Origin of the sequence: Kribbibacterium absianum (assembly GCF_030067705.1) — a bacterium.
Classification (GTDB): domain Bacteria; phylum Actinomycetota; class Coriobacteriia; order Coriobacteriales; family Atopobiaceae; genus Kribbibacterium; species Kribbibacterium absianum.
The window spans coordinates 54,697-70,864 of the sequence record NZ_JASJEX010000002.1 but is presented as its reverse complement, the minus strand read 5'-3'; the positions used below and the strand labels follow the sequence as shown (position 1 = coordinate 70,864).

Sequence of the window (16,168 nt, the reverse complement as noted above, 5' to 3'; positions counted from 1 at the left end):
GCCGTGAGCGCGGAGCGTATAGCCCGTGTCGCCACCTGCGCCGCCCTCTACGCGTCGGCCTCCGTGTTCTGCCTGCTCTTCCTGGGCAGTCTCGCCTGGGGGCCCGTGCAGTTCCGCGCGTCCGAGGCCCTCTGCGTGCTCGCCCTCTTCACGCCGGACGCCGTCCCCGGCCTCGCCCTCGGGTGCGCCATCGCCAACGCCGTGAACATCGTGCTCGGCGGCACGGGCACCCTCGGCCTTCTCGACGTGGTCTTCGGGACGCTCGCGACCGCCCTCGGCGCCGCCTGGACCTGGCGCTTCCGCAGCAGGCGCGCCGTCGCCCTGCTCGGCCCCGTGATCGCCAACGCGCTCATCGTCCCGGCCTACCTGCCGCTCATGCTCCAGGGCCTCGGCTTCTACACGGTCCCGTTCACGTCCGTGGCGCTCGACGGCGCCTGGCCGCTCATGTACGCGTTCGGTCTCGTTGCCACCGCCGTCGGCGAGGCGGTCGTGCTCGCTGTCCTGGGAGCCCCGTTCGCCCGGGCCCTCGCGCGCTCGCCGCTGCCGGGGCTCGTGGCGCCGGTCGAGACCCTTGCCGAGAACCCTGCACCCGTGTCGGAGAGCCGTCCATGAATCCTGTGATCGTCATCCCCACCTATTGGACCCAACAGGCAGGCCAGCCGGGCTCCTATGACCACGCGACGCCCGTGGACGCGCCCGATCCGGAGCTGGCGCGCTGCCTCGATTCCCTCGAGCAGGTGCGCGGCGTGATGCGCACCGTCGTGCTCGTCACCGCCCCTCCGGCGGCCCAGGCCGAGGCGCGCGCCCGCGTGGACGCCATCTGCGCCGAGCACCCCAACCTGTCGCCGCTCGTGGTGGGCGAGCCCGAGGCCCGCGTGATCAAGGACGCCGTCGCCGTGATGGCCCCGCGCTTGAGCGGCGAGGTGGTCTCGCTCCGCGGCTACGGTGCCATTCGCAACCTCGGCCTGGCCGTCGCGGCCGTGCTGGGCCACGACGTCGTGGTCTTCATGGACGACGACGAGGTCGCGCTCGGCCCCACCTTCCTCGTGGACGGCGTCTACGCGCTCGGCCAGCTCACCCGCCAGGGCACGCCCATCTACGCCAAGAGCGGCTGTTTCATCGACGCCGACGGCTCCGTCCTCGCCAACGAGCAGCTCCCGTGGTCCGACAGGCGCTGGGACAAGAACCTCGGGTTCAACCAGTGGATGCGCCGCGCCCAGAGCGCCGTGCGCATCTCGCGCTCCAACCACCTCTGCGGCGGCTGTTTCGCCGTGCACGCGGAGGCCTTCGCGCGCGTGGCGTTCGACCCCTACATCACCCGCGGCGAGGACCTGGACTACCTGTTCAACCTCCGCATGTACGGCCTCGAGGTGTGGTTCGACAACCAATGGCAGGTGCAGCACCTGCCGCCCGAGACCCCCAAGCCGGCCAGTCGCTTCCGCCAGAACGTCTACCGCTGGGTCTACGAGCAGGCGAAGCTCTCCGCCGCCGCCACCCGTCCGGACCTCGTGCAGGTCACGGCCTCGTCGCTGATGCCGTACCCGGGCTCGTACCTGCAGGAGGACCTCGGCTCCCGGGTGCGCTCCACGGCCCTGCGCCGCGCGCTCACCGCGAGGGTCGCCGTCGAGGACCGGCGCGAGTACCTCTCGGTCTGGAAGGACGGCCTTGCGGACGCCGTCGCCAACGCCCAGCGCCACGAGCGCTCCTACCTGCAGTTTCAGAGCTGGTGGCCCTCCATCGTCAGCGGCCTCTGGAAGGAGCCGAGCATCGCGGCGCTCCTTCTGTCCCTGGGGTCGCCGTGCGGCCTTCCGCCGACGCCCGACCCGACCGGCCCCATCGGCGACAGCGAGACGATCCCGGTGCAGGCCGAGGACGCTCTCGACGCCGACGCCGACGACACCGCGGCCGACGGCCTGCTCGTGGACCCGGACGACGTCGTGCCGCCCGAGGAGGGGTGAGCCGTGCCCCGCAAGCGTCGCAGCCGGTCCGAGCGGTTCGTGCTCGTGATCTTCTGGCTCTGCGTGCTCACGATGGGCGCCCTGCTCGCCTGGGGCATCAGCGAGCGCGAGCCGGTGGTGGTCGTCATCGCCGGCGTGGGCATCGCCGTGGTGATCCTCGCCGGGGCCCAGGGCGCGCCGGACTCCCTGCGCAGCCAGGCCACCGAGCGCACGCTCCGCACCGCCAGCTCCACTCTCGACTACCTGCGGCACGGCCTGGAGCCGGAGGGCTGCCGCGCCGTGTGCCAGCTGTTGCTTCCCGAGACCAACGCGATGTCCATCGCGATCACCGACCATGAGAAGGTCATCGCCTACGTGGGCGAGTACGCCGAGGAGTTCCCCGCCGGCATGCCGGTGCGCACCCAGGCCACCAAAGAGGTGCTCGAGTCCGGCCGCATGCAGACCTTCTCGCTCATGGACCCGGTGGACGCGGACGCCATGGGCGCGATGGGCCCGGCGGACCGCCTGCGCATGATGGGCTTCATGCCGGCGGGCATCGTCGTGCCGCTCATCGTCAAAGAGGAGACCATCGGGACCCTCAAGTTCTACTACCACAACTTCAGGGAGGCCGACCGCACCCAGACGGCCCTCGCCCGTGGCTTCGGCGAGCTCCTCTCCACCCAGCTCTCCCTCTACGAGCTGGAGCACCAGGCGCAGCTCACCGCCCAGGCGGAGGTCAAGGCCCTCCAGGCCCAGATCAACCCGCACTTCCTCTTCAACACGCTCAACACCATCGCGGCGCTCATCCGCACGGACCCGATGCGCGCCCGCACGTTGCTGCGCGAGTTCGCGACGTTCTACCGCCAGACCCTCGAGAACTCCTCGGAGTCCCTGATCCCGCTCGAGCGCGAGATGGAGCAGACGCGCCGGTACCTCACCTTCGAGTACGCGCGCTTCGGCGAGGACCGCATCGCCGAGCAGGAGCGCGTCGAGGAGGGCTGCGAGGACGTGCTCGTGCCGGCGTTCCTGATCCAGCCCATCGTCGAGAACGCCGTGCGGCACGCGATGCGCGAGGAGGGCGTGCTGCACATCGACATCCACGTGACCCGCGAGGGCGACGACATCCTCATCGCCGTGGCGGACGACGGCGTGGGCATGACGCCGGAGGAGGTCGAGCGGCTCACGAGCAAGGCGTCGGGTGTGTCCCACGAGGAGAAGGGCACCGGCGTCGCGCTGCGGAACGTGGCCCAGCGCCTGGAGCGGCAGTTCGCGCCGGGCTCGGGCCTCGAGGTCATGAGCCGCGAAGGGGAGGGCACGGTGATCACGCTGCACCTGAACGGCGCGACGAAGGGGCTGGTCGACGAGGGGCTCTGAGCCCCGATCTGGCCCCGACCGTTCCTGAAGCAACGGTATGATTGAAGGCACTGACTCTATGCAAGCGGATGCGAGAGGCGAGAGGTGACGCAATGCTCAGTGCGATGATCGTGGACGACGAGGCCCCGGCCCGCTCCGAGCTCCGGTTCCTGTTGGAGGAGACCGGGCGTGTGGACTCCATCGAGGAGGCGTCCGGCGCGCGCGAGGCCGTCGAGAAGATCATCGAGAACCGCCCGGACGTGCTGTTCCTCGACATCTCGATGCCGAAGACCTCCGGCATGCAGCTGGCCGAGGCCCTCCACAAGCTCAAGAACCCGCCGGCCGTGGTGTTCGTGACCGCGTACAGCGAGTACGCCGTGAACGCCTTCGACGTGGACGCCGTGGACTACCTGATGAAGCCGGTGGAGACCGAGCGCCTGGCCGTCGCGCTCGACAAGGTGGAGGCCCGCTGCCAGCCGAGCCAGCCGGCCAAGCCGCCGGCGGAGCGCATCCCGGTGGAGAAGGGCGGCCGCAAGGTCCTCGTGCCCATCGACCAGATTCGCTACATCGAGGCCAAGGACGACTACTCCTGCATCTACACGGACCAGGACCGGTACCTCTCCACGATCAGCCTCGCGCAGCTGGAGCAGCAGCTCGTGCCGCACGGGTTCTTCCGCGTGCACCGCGGCTACATCGTGAACCTGGAGCACGTGGAGGACGTCGAGGTGGTCTCGAGCGGTATCCTGCAGCTCGGGCTCGACGGCATCCCGGACAAGAAGGTCTCGGTGTCGCGCCGTCGCGTGGTCCAGCTCAAGCGGGCCCTCGGCATCTAGGACGGCGGCCTCCGGGTATGATGAGCTGCGTTTTCACCACATCCGGGAGGCGCCCCATGCGCGAGCTTCGCATCGACATAGTTTCCGACACCCACGGCCTGCTCACCGACGAGCTCAAGCGCGAGCTCCGCGGCGCGGACCACATCGTCCATGCCGGCGACATCTGCTCGACGGCCGACTACCAGATGCTCCGCACCATCGCGCCCCTCCATGCGTGTCTCGGCAACAACGACTACGCTGGCCAGTACGGGCCGGGCGTGGAGCGCCTCGTCACGTTCAACATCGACGGCGTGCGCTTCCAGGTGTGCCACCACAAGGAGCGCCTCAAGCCGGCGGGCGCCGACGTCTGCGTCTACGGGCACACGCACCGGCCGTCCATCGAGCGCGCCGACGTGGGCGGCAAGCGCGGCCGTCGCGCGGGGCGCAGCATCGCCGCGCGCCTCGGCGTGTCGGACTTCGGCGCCACGCCGTCGCAGCCGTACGACGAGACCCCGCTCGACGAGCCCGTGGGCGCGCTGCTCATCAACCCCGGCAGCCCATCGGCCCCGCGCACGTCGCTCGGCCCCACGATCGGGCGCCTGTGGATCCGCGACGGTGTGGTGGAGAACCCGCAGATCGTGCAGCTGCCGCTCTCGGAGGCGCAGCAGGCGAGCCCCTGGTTCATGAGCTTCTGACCCGGTGGGACGATCTAAAGAGACGACAGTGTCTCATTCAATACGTGATGACCAGGCAGGCCACGGTTCTGTAAGGAACGCGACCTGACGCCGCGCAGCGCCGGCGGCCGGGGCATACTGTGACACGTCGTGCAGGCTCCGACCGGAGAGAGGGAACCCGTGGCCGAACCCCGGCACAGCAAGAAGCAGTCCCTGGAGGACCCGAGGCGCCCGCGCCCCAACCCGAGCGGCACCTCCCAGTGGCTCGCCCAGGACATCGAGAAGCCCCACTACTGGCGGCGTTTCCTGCACCTCTGCCGGGACAACCTCAGCATCATCGCCCTCTGCGCGCTCGGCCTCGTGCTCATCTCCGTACTGGAGGGCCTCCTGACCCAGGAGTTCCGCCATTGGGACGCGCTCGGCTACCGCTACATCGTCGAGAACCGCCAGGAGTGGCTCACACCCTTCATGGAGCAGCTCACGATGCTCGCAAGCCCTGCGGTGCTGCTCGTGATGCTCGTGCTGGTGGCGGCCTTCGCGCCCGGCCGCCGGCCCGGCCTCTGCGCCGCGGTGAACCTTGTCTGCGTGGTGGCGCTCAACGTCCTGCTCAAGGACATCGTGCAGCGCCAGCGCCCAGACGGCTTTCGCCTCATAGCCGAGACGGGCTACAGCTTCCCGTCCGGGCATTCGATGGTGTCGATGGCGTTCTTCGGCCTGCTCATCTGGATGATCTGGCGCTACGAGCCGGACCGCCGGATGCGCTGGCTCTGGTGCGCCTTCCTGTGCCTCGTGATCCCTGCGGTGGGCATCTCCCGCATCTACCTCGGGGTTCACTACACGAGCGACGTGATCGCGGGGTTCTGCGTCTCCATCGTGTGGCTCATCTTCTACGTGCGCGTGGTGGCGCCCGTCTTCATGTGGAAGCCGGTCAACCCCGCCAAGCACACAAAGAAATGATGTGCATTTAGGGACTGTCCCTAAATGCACACGCCGCAGAGGGTCGACGCGAACTCGTCGAAGTCGCGCGTGCGCAGCAGCGCCAGCGTCGTGTCCATGTCGCTGAAGGCGTCCACCAACACCTCCATGGCGTCGGAGAAGTTCCCCCGCTCCTCTCGTGCGAGCCCCACGAGCAGCACAAAGCTCACCTCGTGCCGTTCCCACGGCACGGGCTTCTGAGCGTGCAGCACCGCCACAAAGGACCGTTTCGCAAAATGGTCCAACGTGTGCGGGATCGCCAACTGGTCCGTGAATGCCGTGCTGCTCAACCGCTCCCGCAAGAGCACGTCCTCCAAGAACCCCTCGTCTACAACGCCGATTCCCTGCGCCAGCTCAACGAGCCGCCGGATGCACTCCTCCGGGCTTCCCGGGCTCTCGCGCAGGTACAGGTTGGGCGACAGCATGTGCCGCAGGAACGCCCGGGCCTTCTCGCCCTCGCGCCGCTCCTCGATGGCGTCCAGCTCCCGGCGGATGCGGTGCACGTCGTGGCGCGTGAGGATCGGGCTCACGGCCACGCGCCCCGGAGCCGGCGGCAGGCTCGCGCTCGTGTCCACCACCAGCTCTGCCTCCGGCTGCTCCAGCTCCCACTCCGCCCGGCTCAGCACCTGCTTCACCATCACGCGGTTGTGGAAGTTGCTCTCGATCCCGGCCAAGAGCGTGTCCGAGAAGTCGTGGTACCGCTCGGTCACCACCACGCAGCTCGCGGGCGGGTGCTCGGCCTTGGACTGCTCCAGGTACGCGCCGATGTGGAACGCGATGAACCCCAGCTCGTCCTCCGAGAACTGCACGTGGAACAGCTGCGAGAACCGGTGGCAGAAGAACACTGCCATGTCGTAGACCGGCATGTGGTCGCGCTTGAGGTTGCCGGCGATGGGGTTGGGGCAGCTGATCTTGAGCACCGCCCGCTGGTAGGCATTGAACATGTGCAACGTGATGCGCAAGCAGAAGTCGTCGTCGAAGGGCTCGAGCCCGAAGCGCTCGGCGGTGAGCCCGAGGATTTGCGTCACCGCCTCGCGGAAGCTCGGGTCCATGAGGCCGGCGAGGTCCTGCTCGCCGCCGCCGGGGTCGATGGAAAGCGCGAGCAAGAGCGTCACCTGGCGGAAGTCGCGCTCCGGCACCTCCACGCCAAAGCGCTCCTGGAGCAGGCGCACGATGGCGCCAGCCCCGCGCAGCACCTCCTCGCGACGGTGCAGGGAGGCCAGCAGGGCGCTCGCGTTCACCGGGTCCTCGATGTCGTCCAGCCGGTGCCCGGAAGCGAGGCGCTCCATGATTACGAGCAGGTGCACGAGCAGGTTGTTGATGGCATAGTCGCTCGCGGCGAGGCCGCACTTCTCGCAGGTGCGGGCCAGCTCGGCGCGAAGCTCGGCCACGTTGATGCCGGGGAACATGAGCGCGATCGCCGGTTCCGACGTGAAGAACGCGCCGTCCGAGCGGCTCGCGAGGCTGCCCATGAGGCGCCGCTTGTCCTGCTCGGTGCCCTCGATGGCTAGCGTGAAGTCGTGGCTCACGAGGCGCATCTCAAAGGACGCGAGCATCGCGCGCCACCGCGGCAGCACAGTGTTGGACACGGTGCTCTCGGAGAGCGCCAGCGAATCGGACAGCTCGTACAGCGACACCGATTCCGTGGAGTCCAGCAGGCGAATGAGCACGGCCTCCGCGCGCGTCTGGTCGGTCTCGATGACGGGCTCGGGCACCGCGAGTAGGGGAGCGGGCGCTTCTCGCCGGATGCGGTAGCCGGCCCGCGATGACTCGATCGCCACGCCCTCGCCCATGAGCCGCGCGACGTAGTTGCGTACGGTGCGCTCGGAGACTCCGACGGCCTGAGCCAGCGTCGCGGTGCTGCACCAGTCCTGTGAGGCTTCGAGCACGCTCCTCAACTTGGCCGCGCGGTCCGTCTTCACAGGCGCCTCCCGGTGATAGCTCGCATTGTCCCCCGTTAACATGGCTTTCAGATTAGCGACAGTCGATAGTTGCCGCCACTGCGCTTTTGCCGGAAGGCGGCAAAACTGCCGTGTTTGCCGGGTCGCGGCAAGAAGTGAGTTTGGTCGGAGTTGCCGGATTTCAGAGACTCGTAAGCGAGCAAAGGAAGGGACTCCAAGCGGAGTCCAAGCCTCGGGAATTCCCAGCTCCGCACCTTGAAAACCGCATGACGCCACCCCTCAAGCACCACCCGCATCTATCCACCCCGACTGACACGCCCCCACCTGCTTCGCCCGTTCCCTAAGGAGGAACCATGGCTGACAACACCATCCGCATCCTGCTCGCCTGCGGCATCGGCGCCTCCACCGGCTTCATGGCCGCCAACATGCGCAAGTGCGCCAAGGCCAAGGGCATCTCCGCCGACATCCACGCGGTCAGCAGGTCCCAGGTCATGGACTACGCCGACAAGATTGACGTCCTTCTCTTGGGCCCCCACTTCGCCGGCGAGGTCCCCACGTACGCCGAGAAGCTTGAGCCCCACGGCGTCAAGGTCATGTCCATCAACCCCACCTACTACGCCAGCTTCAACAGCGAAGGGATCATCAACGACGCCCTGGCGCTGTACAACGCGTAACAACGTGGAGAAGGGTCTGTCCCCTTTCCACATAAATCTTCAGTCGCATTCGGAGAGGGGCTGTCCCCCTTTCCACATCTGCGTAGAAAAGAGACTCTCATGGCAGAAGCCACGGCCCAAAAACTGGGCTTCATGGAAAAGGTCCAGCAGTGGGTGGAGCAGAGCGTCGTGCCGCCCCTCAACAAGATCACCAGCAACTTCTGGTTCTCCCTCGTGGCCGACGCGGTCCTCGTCATCGTGCCCTTCACGATGGTGGCCGCGATTCCGAGCCTCGTGGCCGTCATCGGCAACTTCGTCGAGGGCGTGCCCGACCTGAGCCCCATCAGCACTTACTCGTTCGGTCTTATCGGCCTCTTCATCGCCTTCCTCATCCCCTATAACTGCATGGTCAAGGACGAGAAGAAGGAGCACGGCGTCCTCGCCGGCTTCACCGGCGTCGGCACCTACCTGCTCTGCATGTGCGCCCCGACCCTGGACACCGGCGAGACCGCCTTCACGATGGCCCGCTTCGGCGCCGGCGGCATGTTCACCGCCATCTTCCTCGGCCTCATGTGCGCCGCAATCTTCCACCAGACCGCCAAGCGCTCGTTCTTCTCCGAAGACTCCCTGATCCCAGACTTCGTCAAGAACTGGTTCGACAACATCATCGGCATCCTGAGCTGTCTGCTCATCGGCTGGCTCGTGGCCTACGTCGCGTCCATCGACATCTTCTCGCTGGTCACCTACGTGATGAGCCCGCTCACCGGCTTCGCTCAGACGCTGCCCGGTGTCATCTTCATGACCGTCGTGATGGACTTCTTCTACTTCTTCGGCGTTTCCGGCTGGGTCTTCACGCCGGTCACGTCCACGATTACCAGCTCCGCCATCGCCGAGAACGCCGCCGCCGTCGCGGCAGGGGGCGTCGCGACCAACATCAACGCCTACGGCTTCAGCCGCTACACGATGATTGGTGGTGAGGGCTCCACGCTCCCGCTCGCGATCATGATGCTCTTCTCCAAGTCCAAGAAGAACAAGGCCATGGGCCAGGCCACCATCGTGCCCTCGCTCTTCAACATCAACGAACCGCTGTTCTTCTCCACCGTCGTGGCCAACCCCTACATGTTCATGCCGATGATGCTCCAGGCCGTCGTGTGCCCCACGGTCGCTTGGTTGATGATTCACTTTGGCTTGGCCAGCACCCACTACGTGATGTTTGCGATGAACAACCTGCCCAACGCGGTCTCCGCCTTCGTTCTCTCCGGCGGCAACCTGGGCAACGTGATGATCGTGCTCGTCAACATCGTGTTGGCGACTCTGATCTGGTTCCCCTTCTGGCGCGCCTACGACAAGCACCAGTGTGAGGTTGAGGCCGAGATGGAGGCTCAGATGAGCCGGTCCGCCGACACCTCCGGCGCTACTCCCGCGATGGGCTAATGAGTCACCGCCCGTCGGGTTTTGGCTGATGTGACAGATCAAAGAGATGAGATCGTCTCAAGTATGTCCCTACCCTCGGGCACCCCGCCTTTGCCTCCTTTCCGACCGGAGCCCCTCCCTCATAACCACCAACGGAGAAATCAATGGACATCAACGAAGTCGCCATGGGCGTGATCATCAACGCCTGCAACGGCCGCGACAAGATCGACAAGGCCTTCGACGCCATGGGGCAGTTAGACTTTGACGCCGCCCGCGCCCTGCTCGAAGAGGCCGACAAGGATCTGCTGCAGGCCCACAACGCGCAAACCGAGACCATCCAGGCGCAGGCCGCCGGCGAGAACACCGAGTACTCGCTGCTCTTCACCCACGCGCAAGACACCCTCATGACCATCACTAGCGAGCACCGCATCGCGAAGAACCTGCTCAACGTGTTCGAGGCCATGAGCGCGCAAATCGAGACCCTCAGAGCCTAGCGTTCCTACTGTCGCGAAATGCGTGACAGCAAGCGACGACCCTCCACTCAAACAGTCATCCTGAAGGGATTGTCTTATGACCGAGATCACCCAAGAGATTCTTAACGGCGCTTTCCCCGAAGACTTCCTCTGGGGCGGCGCCACCGCCGCAAACCAGATCGAGGGCGCCTGGGATGAGGACGGCCGCGGCCCGGCCATCTCTGACTACGCGCCCCTCTGGGACCACGAGGCCCGTGAAGGCCTCGACATCCACTCGATGCCACCCCTGAACGGAGTGTCCCGGCAATCACTCCAGGACCGCATGGAGCACCCCGAGAGGTACGACTTCCCCAAGCGCCGCGGCATCGACTTCTACCACACCTACGAGCAGGACCTCGAACTGATGGCGGAGATGGGCTTCAAGGTCTTCCGCATGTCCATCAGCTGGAGCCGCATCTTCCCCAACGGGGACGACCCCGAGCCCAACGAGGCCGGCCTCGCCTTCTACGACCGCGTTTTCGACAAGTGCCGCGAGCTGGGCATCGAGCCCATGGTGACGCTGAGCCACTTTGACATGCCCCTGCACCTGGGCATGGAGTACGACGGTTTCATGAGCCGTCACACGGTGGACGCCTTCGCCACGTACTGCGAGACGGTCTTCAAGCGCTACAAGGGCAAGGTCAAGTACTGGATGACCTTCAACGAGATCAACCACGTGTACGCCAATCTCTGCACCTGCAACGGCGTGATCTGGGACGAGCCCGAGGGCGGCGGGAACCCCTATGCCGGGCGCTGGAACGACAAGTTCCAGGCCGCGCACAACATGCTCGTTGCGAGCGCCAAGGCCTGCATCCTTTGCCATCAGATCGACCCCGACGCGGTCATCGGCAACATGCTCTGCCGTCTCGAGAACTACGCCGAGAGCTCCAAGCCCGAGGACCAGCTGCAGGTGCTGTTCGAGGACCATTTCAACTGGTTCTTCACCGACGTCCAGGCCTTTGGCGAGTACCCCTACTACATCAAGCGTTTCTTCCGCGACTACGGCGTGGACATTAAGATGGAGCCCGACGACCTGGAGACTCTCAAAGAGGGCACCATCGACTATGTGTCCATCTCCTACTACATGACTTACATCATGCGGTACAAGGGCAAGGAGTCCCCGGAGCCGTCCGGCAGTCTGCTCACCCAGATCAAGAACCCGCACCTCGAGATGACCGAGTGGGGCTGGCCCATCGACCCCGTCGGCCTGCGCATCACGCTCAATCACATCTACGACCGCTACCACCTGCCGATCTTTATCTCCGAGAACGGCTCCGGCATCGCCATCGAGCCGGACGAGAACGGCCGCGTGCACGACGACGCGCACATCGAGTACATGAAGGGTCACGTGGAGCAGATGCACCAGGCCATCCTCGACGGCGTGGATGTCTTCGGCTACGCCTGGTGGGGGCCGATCGACCTGGTCTCCTCGGGCACAAGTGAGATGTACAAGCGCTACGGCCAAATCCATGTGGACCTGGACGACTACGGTCGCGGCTCCGGGAAGCGCACGCGCGCCAAGAGCTTCCACTACTACAAGAAGCTCATCGGCTCTCGCGGCCGCGACCTCGAGAACAACGTCCCCGACGATTTCGAGATCTAGGGAGCAACCATGGTGTATTCCAAGAAGACCATCGTGGTGAACCCCACCGGCATCCATGCGCGCCCGGCCTCCACGTTCGTGATGAAGGCGCGGGAGTACGAGAGCGAGGTGCTCGTCCGGAACGTGACCAAGGACGGCGCCTATGTGAGCGCGGTCTCCATCATGTCGGTGATGGCGCAGGGGCTCTCCTGCGGCACCGAGATCGAGGTCGCCGCCGAGGGCCCCGACGAGCAGGCGGCCGTTGACGGCCTGATCGAGCTCGTGGACTCCGGCTTTGGCGAGTAACTCTGCGCGGGGTTGAGCATGCAGGGCCTGTCCCGTCCGCGGGGCAGGCCCTTTTTCGTGCCCCGTGTGCATTTAGGGACAGTCCCCAAATGCACACGCCGCCCGCGTGCAAAACCACCAGTAGAGAAAGTGCAAAACCACTAGTAGGATAGGTGCAAAACGCACAGTAGTGATAGTGCAAAAACACCAGTAGCCCTGGGATCAAGGAGGCCCCGTGATACTCCGAGCCATCGCGCCCAAAGTTCTCGAGCTGAGTCAAAAGATGCCGGTCGTCTCCCTCTCCGGCCCTCGCCAGAGTGGCAAGACCACGCTTGCGCGGCATCTCTTCTCGGATTATGAGTACCTCAGCTTTGAGGACCCGGACACGCGCGAGCGCTTCGACCACGACCCGCGGGCGTTTCTGGGGGCCCACGACGGGCGCGTCATTTTCGACGAGGCCCAACGGGCGCCAGAGCTCTTCTCGTATCTCCAGGCCGCAGTGGACGATCGCCCCGACTACGGCCGCTTTGTGCTCACTGGCTCACAGGACTTTCTGATGATGCGCGGCATCACGCAGTCGCTTGCCGGGCGCGTGGCGTTGTTCAAGCTGCTGCCGTTGTCGTTTCGTGAGCTGAATGGAGCGGGCGAGGCGCCGCAAGACCGCGACCAGTGGCTTCTGCAAGGGGGCTATCCGGCCCTGTACGACCGCAACATCGATCCTGCGGACTACTACGGGCTGTACGTCAACACGTACCTCGAGCGAGACGTCCGTGCGGAGCTGGGCGTCCGCAAGCTGGCTCAGTTCAGCGTGTTTCTCCAGCTCTGTGCGCTTCGCACTGGCCAGCAACTCAACAAGACGGACCTGGCAACAGATGCTGGTGTCAGCGTGGGCACCGTGGGGGAGTGGCTCTCGCTCCTCGAGGCCTCCGGCATTCTGTTCCAGCTGCAGCCTTGGACCCGAAGCCGTGGCAAGCGCCTGACCAAGAGGCCAAAGCTCTATTTCTGTGACGCCGGGTTGGCAGCGCATCTCGCGGGTGTGGACTCGCTGGAGGGTCTCGAGGCATCAGGGCTGCGTGGGCATCTGTTCGAGACCGCCGTGATCTCTGACCTGCGCAAGGCGGAATATGCCCGGGGGCGCCGTCCGGAGATGAGCTTTTGGCGCGACGCCAAAGGCAACGAGATTGACCTAGTGGTCGAGAAGGGCCTGAGAGCGATCGCCGCCATAGAGATCAAGAGTGGGACCACGTTCCGTCAGAAGTACTTCCAACCGCTGGAGCGCCAGGCTGTGGGTCAGCTGGGCCTGAGCCCTGCCGGCTGTGCTGTGGTGAACGGCGGTGCTGAGACTAGCCTCAGCGACCAGGGCAGCTGGGTCTCGTACCGAGACCTGGAGATGCTCGAGCTGTGACTATCCCCGTGTGCATTTAGGGACTGTCCCTAAATGCACACGCCCGGCGCTGCGTGAGACAAAGTCGTCTCTTTAGATTGTCTCACTCCTGGTGGGACGAGGCTCGTGCCGCCTTGCGCTCGGCCCGGCGCCGTCGGAAGAACGACCGCAGCTCCCCGGCGCACTCGTCGGCCAGCACGCCGCTCGTGACCTCGAACTCGTGGTTGAGGCGCGCGTCGTGGCTCACGTCGTAGAGCGTCCCGAGCGCCCCGCCCTTGGGGTCCGGCGCTCCGTACACGCAGCGGTCGACGCGCCCGTTGACCATGAGCCCCGCGCACATCAAGCACGGCTCCAGCGTCACGTACACCGTGCAGCCGGTCAGCCGCCAGCGTCCGAGCGCCCGGCTCGCGGCCAGCATGGCCGAGAACTCCGCGTGGGCGCTCGGGTCCGCGTCCGTCTCGCGCCGGTTGTGCGCCCGGGCGATCACCTCGCCGTCATGCACCACCACTGCGCCGATGGGCACCTCGCCCTCGTCGGCGGCCGCCCGCGCCTCGTCCAGCGCCAGCGCCATGAAACGCTCGTCGTTCATGCGCTGCTCGTCGGTCTCGGCGCCCATCGCTTCCTTCCAAGGTTGAAATGCCCGGTGGCTCTTGCGGTAGGATATCCAACATGCGGGGAGATGGCAGAGCGGTTGAATGCGGCGGTCTTGAAAACCGTTAGGCGCGCCTGCGTCTCGAGGGTTCGAATCCCTCTCTCCCCGCCAGCCTGTCCTTCGGCCAACCCAAGGAGAGACCCATGGCCTTCGTCATCGTCATCCTCGTCATCAGTGTCATGATCATCGTCGCGCTCGTGTCCACCTACAACGGCATGGTGCAGAAGCGCAACCGCGTGGACAACGCCTGGCAGAACATCGACGCGAACCTCCAGCGTCGGAACGACCTCGTCCCCAACCTTGTCGAGACCGTCAAGGGCTACGCCGCTCACGAGCAGGGCGTGCTTCAGGCCGTGACCGAGGCCCGCGCGGCCGTTGCCGGCGCCAAGACCCCGCAGGAGGCCATGGAGGGCTCCGAGCAGCTCACCGGCGCGCTGCGCCAGCTCATGGCCGTGGCCGAGGCCTACCCGGACCTCAAGGCCAACACCTCCTTCATCAACCTGCAGGACCAGTTGGCCGACACCGAGAACCGCCTCACCTACGCCCGCCAGTCCTACAACGACTGCGTGCTCATGTACAACAACGCGATCCAGTCGTTCCCGGGCAACCTGCTGGCCGGCGCCGGCGGCTTCACGGCCAAGGACGGCTTCACGGTGAGCGACGAGTCCGTGCGGCAGACGCCCACGGTCAAGTTCTAAACCACCTGCCGGTCCGCCGGCCCCTTATCGGTTGGGCGTCAGCCAGTCGGAATCGGGCCGGCAGATCAGCCGCGCGTTCTTGTACGCCATCTCCATCGTCAGCACCGTCTGCCCTTGGTAGTTGCCGCTCTCCAACAGCTGCACCACCAGCGCGGCGTCCGCGTGGTCGTCGTCCGTCAGGCACAGCGGCAACAGCAGGCTCATCGCGTCCGCCTTGGGGTAGTAGCACGGGATTGCCGTCTTGAAGTTCCAGCTCACGCGCTTCTTGGCGATGTCGATGGCCGCGTCCACCCGGCTCTTGAGCCGGTTGAAGAGCCGGAGCTCGTCCTCGAGCACCTCGCAGAGGTCGCGGTAGAGCGCCGGCCGGTCCTCGTCGGCCGCGGCCGCGATCCTGTCCACCAGCTCGGTCGCCTCCTCGTCGACCCTGAGCTCGTCCGACACGAACCCGAGCGGCAGTCGCTCCGGATGCTCCAGCAGGATGTGCTCGTAGTCGGGGAACAGCTCGCGGTCCGGGTGGAACAGCAGGTCCTCGAGCCGGTCCACGTAGGTGGCGCGCTCGGGCCGGGGCATGAAGCAGCCGTTCACACGTTTGGTGAGGCGCCGGTTGCCCGCGCCGGCGAAGCCCACCCACACCCACGGCTGGGGGCCGCGCGGATTGGGCTCGAAGCACGCGAAGATGTCGTCGTAGTGCCGGTCCACCAGCCCGGTGTTGAACGCCGCGAAGGACCCGTCCGCGCTCACGCGCACCTTCCCCTGGGACTGCAGCCGATAGAACGTCGTCGTGATGAAGCTGCGGAGGATCTCGTAGGGGTGGCCATCGTCGGCCCCCGCGAAGTCCCAGGACTCCTTGAGCGCCAGGTCTGCCAGCTCGCTCAGGAAGCCCTCGAGGCGCCCGTGCCCGAGCCACGCCCAGTCCAGCAGTGCCAACGAGGGGTGCGGCTCCCGCCGCGTCGGCAGGAACACGTAGCAGACGAACCACGGCTTTCCGTGGGACCGTGCGGGGTCGCCCTCGCGCAGGGACACCTCGCCGCCGGCGCCGCCCATGACCACGGGGAAGACCACCTTGTCCTCGAACAGGCGGAGCGCCCCGGCCTCGCGGGCGAGCGTCCACGCCTCGGCGAGCGATTCCGCCACGTCGACGACGCCCGCGCCTTCGAGCTGCGCCCGCGGCTTGTCCGGCACGTTCACGAGACGGGCGAAGTCCTCGGGCAGGCGCGCGAGCACGTCGGAGGGCACCGGCGCCTTGAGATAGTCGGCGCTGCCGGCCGCATGCTCGGCCAGGGAGCGCGGCGTCACCGATCGGGCGGTCTCGACCATGGGGTCTCCTTGTCATTCAG

At 66.3% G+C, this 16,168-nt stretch carries 16 protein-coding genes and 1 tRNA gene; 14 read left to right on the top strand and 3 right to left on the bottom strand.

What is annotated here, in order from left to right; translation table 11 throughout:
* Positions 1 to 3 precede the first annotated feature (3 nt).
* The 6 genes from QJ043_RS03310 to QJ043_RS03285 all read left to right on the top strand — a co-directional run bounded on the left by QJ043_RS03310 (position 4) and on the right by QJ043_RS03285 (position 5,733).
* A complete protein-coding gene (locus QJ043_RS03310) occupies positions 4 to 612 on the top strand; it encodes a QueT transporter family protein (RefSeq protein WP_283713846.1) in 609 nt (202 codons plus the stop codon).
* On the top strand, positions 609 to 1,958 hold the full coding sequence (locus QJ043_RS03305) for a glycosyltransferase family 2 protein (protein ID WP_283713845.1): 1,350 nt from the start codon (positions 609 to 611) through the stop codon (positions 1,956 to 1,958). Before QJ043_RS03310 ends, QJ043_RS03305 begins: the two co-directional genes overlap by 4 nt.
* A 3-nt stretch (positions 1,959 to 1,961) precedes the next feature.
* Complete coding sequence (locus tag QJ043_RS03300; RefSeq protein ID WP_283713844.1) at positions 1,962 to 3,311, top strand: histidine kinase; 1,350 nt, start codon at positions 1,962 to 1,964, stop codon at positions 3,309 to 3,311.
* Between the two features lie 92 nt (positions 3,312 to 3,403).
* On the top strand, positions 3,404 to 4,123 hold the full coding sequence (locus tag QJ043_RS03295; protein WP_283713843.1) for a LytR/AlgR family response regulator transcription factor: 720 nt from the start codon (positions 3,404 to 3,406) through the stop codon (positions 4,121 to 4,123).
* A 56-nt stretch (positions 4,124 to 4,179) separates the two neighbouring features.
* Positions 4,180 to 4,797: a metallophosphoesterase family protein gene (locus QJ043_RS03290; RefSeq protein WP_283713842.1), complete on the top strand. Its 618-nt coding sequence runs from the start codon at positions 4,180 to 4,182 to the stop codon at positions 4,795 to 4,797.
* A 159-nt stretch (positions 4,798 to 4,956) separates the two neighbouring features.
* Entirely contained in the window at positions 4,957 to 5,733 is a 777-nt protein-coding gene (locus QJ043_RS03285) for a phosphatase PAP2 family protein (RefSeq protein ID WP_283713841.1), read from the top strand.
* 20 nt (positions 5,734 to 5,753) lie between these two features.
* On the opposite strand, the gene QJ043_RS03280 is transcribed toward QJ043_RS03285, so the two are convergent.
* Complete coding sequence (locus QJ043_RS03280) at positions 5,754 to 7,640, bottom strand: BglG family transcription antiterminator (protein WP_283722732.1); 1,887 nt, start codon at positions 7,638 to 7,640, stop codon at positions 5,754 to 5,756.
* Between the two features lie 365 nt (positions 7,641 to 8,005).
* Between QJ043_RS03280 and QJ043_RS03275 the strand changes: the two genes are divergently transcribed.
* The 6 genes from QJ043_RS03275 (at position 8,006) to QJ043_RS03250 (ending at position 13,502) form a co-directional block, all read left to right on the top strand.
* The gene (locus QJ043_RS03275) at positions 8,006 to 8,326 is read left to right on the top strand and encodes a PTS sugar transporter subunit IIB (protein WP_283713839.1); all 321 of its coding nucleotides are present in this window, start codon (positions 8,006 to 8,008) and stop codon (positions 8,324 to 8,326) included.
* Between the two features lie 99 nt (positions 8,327 to 8,425).
* Positions 8,426 to 9,739, top strand: a complete 1,314-nt coding sequence (locus tag QJ043_RS03270; protein WP_283713838.1) for a PTS sugar transporter subunit IIC — start codon at positions 8,426 to 8,428, stop codon at positions 9,737 to 9,739.
* Positions 9,740 to 9,882: 143 nt separating this feature from the next.
* The gene (locus QJ043_RS03265) at positions 9,883 to 10,212 is read left to right on the top strand and encodes a PTS lactose/cellobiose transporter subunit IIA (protein WP_283713837.1); all 330 of its coding nucleotides are present in this window, start codon (positions 9,883 to 9,885) and stop codon (positions 10,210 to 10,212) included.
* Between the two features lie 76 nt (positions 10,213 to 10,288).
* A complete protein-coding gene (locus QJ043_RS03260) occupies positions 10,289 to 11,833 on the top strand; it encodes a glycoside hydrolase family 1 protein (protein ID WP_283713836.1) in 1,545 nt (514 codons plus the stop codon).
* Positions 11,834 to 11,842: 9 nt separating this feature from the next.
* Positions 11,843 to 12,118, top strand: coding sequence for an HPr family phosphocarrier protein (locus QJ043_RS03255; RefSeq protein ID WP_283713835.1), 276 nt, complete (start codon positions 11,843 to 11,845; stop codon positions 12,116 to 12,118).
* A gap of 214 nt (positions 12,119 to 12,332) precedes the next feature.
* Positions 12,333 to 13,502 carry an ATP-binding protein gene (locus QJ043_RS03250; protein ID WP_283713834.1) on the top strand — a complete coding sequence of 390 codons (1,170 nt, stop codon included), beginning with the start codon at positions 12,333 to 12,335 and terminating at the stop codon, positions 13,500 to 13,502.
* 82 nt (positions 13,503 to 13,584) lie between these two features.
* Here the strand turns inward: QJ043_RS03250 and tadA are convergent, their stop codons facing one another.
* On the bottom strand, positions 13,585 to 14,097 hold the full coding sequence (gene tadA, locus QJ043_RS03245) for a tRNA adenosine(34) deaminase TadA (protein ID WP_283713833.1): 513 nt from the start codon (positions 14,095 to 14,097) through the stop codon (positions 13,585 to 13,587).
* A 57-nt stretch (positions 14,098 to 14,154) separates the two neighbouring features.
* On the opposite strand from tadA, the gene QJ043_RS03240 reads away from it, so the two are divergent.
* A tRNA-Ser gene (locus QJ043_RS03240) sits at positions 14,155 to 14,244 on the top strand.
* Between the two features lie 32 nt (positions 14,245 to 14,276).
* Complete coding sequence (locus QJ043_RS03235; protein ID WP_283713832.1) at positions 14,277 to 14,831, top strand: LemA family protein; 555 nt, start codon at positions 14,277 to 14,279, stop codon at positions 14,829 to 14,831.
* Positions 14,832 to 14,855: 24 nt separating this feature from the next.
* On the opposite strand, the gene QJ043_RS03230 is transcribed toward QJ043_RS03235, so the two are convergent.
* On the bottom strand, positions 14,856 to 16,148 hold the full coding sequence (locus tag QJ043_RS03230; RefSeq protein ID WP_283713831.1) for a DUF3825 domain-containing protein: 1,293 nt from the start codon (positions 16,146 to 16,148) through the stop codon (positions 14,856 to 14,858).
* Positions 16,149 to 16,168 lie beyond the last annotated feature (20 nt).